The organism is Amycolatopsis sp. NPDC104587 (assembly GCF_055583645.1).
Genome location: NZ_JBVJNO010000010.1, coordinates 337,497 through 341,006 on the forward strand (window position 1 = coordinate 337,497; position 3,510 = coordinate 341,006).

At 71.5% G+C, this 3,510-nt stretch carries 3 protein-coding genes; all 3 read right to left on the reverse strand.

The annotated features are described in order from the left end of the window. Positions 1-186: 186 nt before the first annotated feature. Genes ACZ61C_RS31115 through ACZ61C_RS31125 form a run of 3 tightly spaced genes read right to left on the reverse strand, consistent with a single transcriptional unit; the run spans position 187 to position 3,309 of the window. Positions 187-954, reverse strand: a complete 768-nt coding sequence (locus ACZ61C_RS31115) for an ABC transporter permease (RefSeq protein ID WP_465311404.1) — start codon at positions 952-954, stop codon at positions 187-189. Continuing rightward, entirely contained in the window at positions 944-1,906 is a 963-nt protein-coding gene (locus ACZ61C_RS31120; protein WP_465311405.1) for an ABC transporter ATP-binding protein, read from the reverse strand. The genes ACZ61C_RS31115 and ACZ61C_RS31120 overlap by 11 nt, the downstream gene beginning before the upstream one ends. Next, complete coding sequence (locus ACZ61C_RS31125; protein WP_465311406.1) at positions 1,903-3,309, reverse strand: glycosyltransferase; 1,407 nt, start codon at positions 3,307-3,309, stop codon at positions 1,903-1,905. Before ACZ61C_RS31125 ends, ACZ61C_RS31120 begins: the two co-directional genes overlap by 4 nt. Positions 3,310-3,510: the final 201 nt, after the last annotated feature.

A 3,510-nucleotide genomic window follows, 5' to 3' on the forward strand; every position in this document is an offset into this window, starting at 1 on the left:
GGAGCGTTTCCCCGCCTGCTGGATCCGTCCCCCCACCCCCCCGCCCCCCTTGCCCGGTTGTTTGGGGGTGGCCGTTTGCGCCCCACCCCCACCCCCCCCCCACGACAACCGCGGCAGGCCACCCACGTGACGTACACACAAAACCGGGCCGGGGATCGCTCCCCGGCCCGGCTTCGTGGAGAAACCTCAGGCGGCGACCGCCTGGAAGGTGCGCGAGTTCCACCGCACCGCCAGCGCCGCCAGGGTGATGATCACCGCCGCGCCCAGCAGCGTGGGCACCAGCGGCAACGTCTCGCGGAAGCTCGCCCGGCTGATGTCCACCACGTACGCCAGCGGGTTGAACCGCGACAGCACGTACAACCACATCGGCGCGCGGTCCGGCGTGATCGGCAGCAGGATCCCCGACAGCAGCGTCAGCGGGAGGATCACGATGTTCACGATCGACGTGAACGTGTCCTCCTTCCGCAGCTTCAGCACGATCGCGTCCGCGCAGCAAGCGATCGTCAACGCCGTCAGGGCCGTGATCAGCAGGACCAGGACCACCCCCACCACGCTCAGCGCGACGCCGAACACCAGGCTCGCCAGCAGCAGGATGATCACCCCCTGCACCAGCGACAGCGTCACCGACGGCAGCGCCTGCCCGAGGCTCAGGGCGGTGCGGCTCACCGGGGTCACCCGCAGCCGGTCGACCGCGCCCGCGCGGATGCCCGCCAGGAGCACGAACCCGCAGTAGACGCCGTTGGTCGCCGCGATCTGGATGATCAGGGCCGGGGTGAGGTCGACCCAGGACGTCTGGGCCGGCGTGCCCGGCGTCTTGCTCACCAGCACCGCCAGCAGCGGCCCGCACAACACCAGGTACAGCACCGGCTGGATCATGCCCAGCACCAGGTACGGCTTGTTCCGCAGGGTCACCGCGAGCTCGCTGCGGTAGACCAGGATCGCGTCACGCAGCATCGGCCGCTCCTTCGCGCAGGCCCCGGCCGGTCAGGGCGAAGAACACGTCGTCGAGGGTGGGACGTCGCACGCGCAGCGCCACCAGCGGGATGTCCTGCTGGTCGAGGGCCCGCACCAGCGGTGACAGGACCTCCTCGCTGTGGGCGACCTGGAACCGCAGCGTCTCTTCCTCGCGCCGCAGGCCGCGCACACCCGGCAGCCCGGCCAGCAGCAGTTCCGCGTGGTCGGCGCGCTCGGGCGGCACCGTCACCTCGACGCCGTCGCCGAGCAGGCGGGACTTCAGCGCTTCGGGGGTGTCCTCGGCGACGATCACGCCGTCGTCGATGACCTGGATGCGGTCGGCCAGCGCGTCCGCCTCGTCGAGGTAGTGGGTGGAGAGGAACACCGTCACGCCCTGCTCGTCGCGCAAGCGCCGGATGTGGGTCCACAGGTGGGCGCGGCTCTGCGGGTCCAGCCCGGTGGTCGGCTCGTCGAGGAACAGCACCACCGGCAGGTGCACCATGCCCAGCGCCAGGTCCAGCCGCCGCCGCTGGCCACCCGAGAGCGACGCCGTCAGCCGCTCCTCCAGGCCGTCGAGGCCCAGCTGGCCCGAGACCTCTCGGACGCGCTCGGTGGCATCGGCCTTGTTCAGCCCGTACAGCCGGGCTTGCAGCATCAGCTCCTCACGGACCTTGCGCTCGTCGAGCGTGCCGCCGCCCTGGGCGACGTACCCGAGGTGCCGGCGCACCCGCGCCTGCTCGGTGCGCAGGTCGGCGCCGGCGATCCGGGCCTGCCCGGCGGTCGGGCGCAGCAGGGTCGTGAGCATCCGCATGGTCGTGGTCTTGCCGGCGCCGTTCGGGCCGAGGAAGGCCACGATCTCGCCGGGGTCGACCCGCAGGTCGACCCCGCGGACGGCGGCGACCTCACGGCCGTCGGAGACGAAGGTGCGGGCCAGGCCCGCCGCCTCGATCACCGGGCCGACCGGGCCGGCTCGGCCGCGGCGTCCTCATCGGCGACCAGCGCGAGCAGCGCGTCGACGGCGCCGTCGCGGCCCCGTCCCGGCTCGTGCTGCAGCCGGCCCATCTCCCGCGCGCGGGTGGTGAAGGACGGGTTCTCGAGCACCTCGGTCAGCTTCGCGGTGACGTCGTCGACGTTGATGCCGTGCGAGGACTCGACGATCAGGCCGACGCCGGTGTCGCGGGCGCGCACCGCCTGGTCGTAGCCGTCGACGAAGAGCGGGCGCAGCAGCAGCGGCTTGCCGAAGTACAGGCTTTCGATGTACCCGTTGCCGCCGCCGTGGGTGAAGTGCGCGCGCACGTGCGGGTGGGCGAGGACGTCGAGCTGCGACGGCAGCCACTGCTCGGCCCGCAGGTTCGACGGCAGTTCCGCGGCCGGCGGCAGCAGGTGCCACGACTCCTTCGGCAGCCGCCAGAGCACGGCGTGCTTGCCTTCGAGCCGCCGTGCGACCTCGACGAGCCCCTTCACCTCGTCGCCGGTCAGCCGCACGACCGTGCCGAAACCGATGTACACGACCGATTCGTGCCGGTCGAGCCAGCCTTTGACGTCCTGCTCGTCCGGCAGCTCGGGCAGCGGCGGCACGATCGCGCCGAGCATCCGGAAGTTCGCCGGGATGTCCACCGGGTACTCCAGCTCGGCGAGCGAGTAGACGAGCACGAGCGCCGCGTCGTCGATCCGCGCGGTGTACTTCGCGGCTTGCCGGGAGACGCCGAGCTCCTTGTTGGACTTGACGTACTCGACAACCCTCTTGCGCAGCAAGGAGTCGGCCACGAACAGCGTCTTGCGGCGGAACCCGAACAGCGCGTTGGCCCGGCGCTGCTTCGGCGTCATCTCCAGCGGCAGCCCCGAGTGCGGGACGGGGAACCCCTTGGGCAGCTTGGTCAGGTGGTTGCTCACCGAGAACGGCACGCTCACCACGTGCGGGATCCGCAGGGTCACGGCCAGCTCGAACCCGGCGTGCAGCAGCGAGTCGACCACCATCGCGGCCGGCTCGACCTCGCGCACGACCTCGGTGAGCGCGCGGTAGGCCTGGTCGCGGAAGCGGGTGTCGAAGGTGTGCCGCATCAGCGCCTTGTGCGCTTTCCAGCGGGACTTCTGGGTCACGGCGTGGTAGGTCTCGTCGTCCCACGAGCCGGAGGACAGCTCGGGGATCGGCGCGCCGAGCGAGCGGAACCGCACCGGGGTGCCGGTGCCGTCGGCGCCGATCGCCTCGACCTCGGCGCGGCGGTTGTCGAAGGTGGCGAAGTAGAGGTCGGGCACGCCCCGCCGGGACAGCTCCGCCGCGAGGACCAGCAGGGAGTTGACCAGCCCGCTGTCCGGTGAGCTGACGAACAGGATCGGACGCCGTTGTCGGCTCATGGGGAAGCACCTTTCCTCGGGCGGGGAGCACACGGCCGTCGCGACCGTAACGCCGGCCTTTCCGTGAATCACCTACATTCCGCGACCCCGCCGGCGCCGAAATCTAAGGGTTTAAGGGAGGTGGACGCGGTTGACTCACGCGATGCGGAACCCGGACCGCGGTGCCGCGAGCCCTCACCGGACGACCCCCGAGAGGCGAGG